Origin of the sequence: Succinivibrio dextrinosolvens DSM 3072, from assembly GCF_900167015.1 — a bacterium.
GTDB lineage: Bacteria > Pseudomonadota > Gammaproteobacteria > Enterobacterales > Succinivibrionaceae > Succinivibrio > Succinivibrio dextrinosolvens.
The window spans coordinates 1-1,537 of record NZ_FUXX01000095.1 but is presented as its reverse complement, the minus strand read 5'-3'; the positions used below and the strand labels follow the sequence as shown (position 1 = coordinate 1,537).

Sequence of the window (1,537 nt, the reverse complement as noted above, 5' to 3'; positions counted from 1 at the left end):
GAAATAGGTGCCAATTCATATATTGAAGTTTAATTGCTTCTTGTGACGCCTCGACCTCACTATCTCCGATTTAAAACCACAGTCAGTGAACCTGAGGTTCAGCTCAGACTGCATTTGGAAGGACACTGTCTGTCAATTCGATTTTCACTTTCATAGTAGGAGAAGCGACATGTACAACGACCTTCATAATGCAGTCTGAACGAAATTCATGGTGCACCAACTCCACGGACGCAGGAAGCTTTAGCACTTTCACTTATGATGGTTATTAAACAGTACTGAGTTACCTCAGCTTCTTAATCAGATTACATTTTGTCTCATCAAATACTTCTCCGTTCTTTACCACCGCATAAGCGATTCTGGCAAGGCGATTCATAATGGCACAGATAATGACTTTCTTTCTCTTGGTCTTAAGCCTGTCCTTAACCCATGACGATTGTGTACCGTTTTTCATGGCGTAGGTCAGGTATACCATAGCTCCCATATAAAGGCTCTTCTTAAGTGAGCGAATACCTGATTTACGAATCCCCATAACGGTTATTTTCCCTCCTGTTCCGGTAATAATCGGGGCCACTCCTACATAGGCACAGAACGCTCTGGCACTGTGAAATCTCTTTGGATCACCTAAAGCTGCATTCAATGCTACTGCTGTCTGTACCCCTATACCAGGAATGGTTGTAAGATTAAGACAGGTATTATTCGAGCTTCCGTACTTTAGTATGTACTGATTGATAGTATCAATCTGCTCCTTAAGGTTATCGAGGATATTGAATACAGCTATCTTGATGACAGAGAAATGGGCTGATGCCATAGGATCATGCTCAAAGCTCTCCTGCGCATCAGTAAATCCCTGAGTGATCTTTGCAGATGTTTCAACACCAGCACTTCCTGCCACAATACCATGCTCATAAAGAATACCGTGAGCAGCATTCAGACACTGTGTATGCTGTTTTACAAGCTGGTCTCGTATGGTAAAGAGATTCATGAGCAACTGATTTTCAAGACTCTTTGCAGGGATACTTTCAACCGAGGACAGCATTGCCTTGAATATTCCAGTAGAATCAATCTTATCGTTCTTATCAAGGTTTAAGAATGCTTTGACCTTAGCAGCTGGAAGTATTCTGCACTGATGACCTTTGCTTTCAAAATATCTGCTCAGGTAGTTGCATGAACCACAGGCTTCTATTCCGAAAAGAAATGGCTCTGGAGCCTTATCCACAAACTCAAAGAATTTACTGCGGGCAAGCTGAAAGTTTTTGAGTAGCTTCTTATCGCTGTCAAAATAACAGACCTGCATAACTCTGCTTGCCACATCAACAGCGACAGGATTTACACCAAGCGTGTCACGATGGTAAGCAATGGTTGCAAGTTCATAATCACTAAGCTTAGGTTTCATACGAAAGGTAGCTCCGATTAAATGTCTGTTGATTACAACTTCAATCAAAGCTATGGTGAACCTAGGAATACAAGCTTATTTTGAAGTACCTAGAGTCTGGAAATTGCGTCCGTTAAATTTATTTCCATTCTCTACATACTATTC

Annotated in this window: 1 protein-coding gene; it reads right to left on the bottom strand. The window is 41.5% G+C overall.

All coding sequences use genetic code 11. The annotated features are described in order from the left end of the window. Window positions 1-280: 280 nt before the first annotated feature. Entirely contained in the window at window positions 281-1,441 is a 1,161-nt protein-coding gene (locus tag B5D46_RS11940) for an IS110 family RNA-guided transposase (RefSeq protein WP_078929647.1), read from the bottom strand. Window positions 1,442-1,537: the final 96 nt, after the last annotated feature.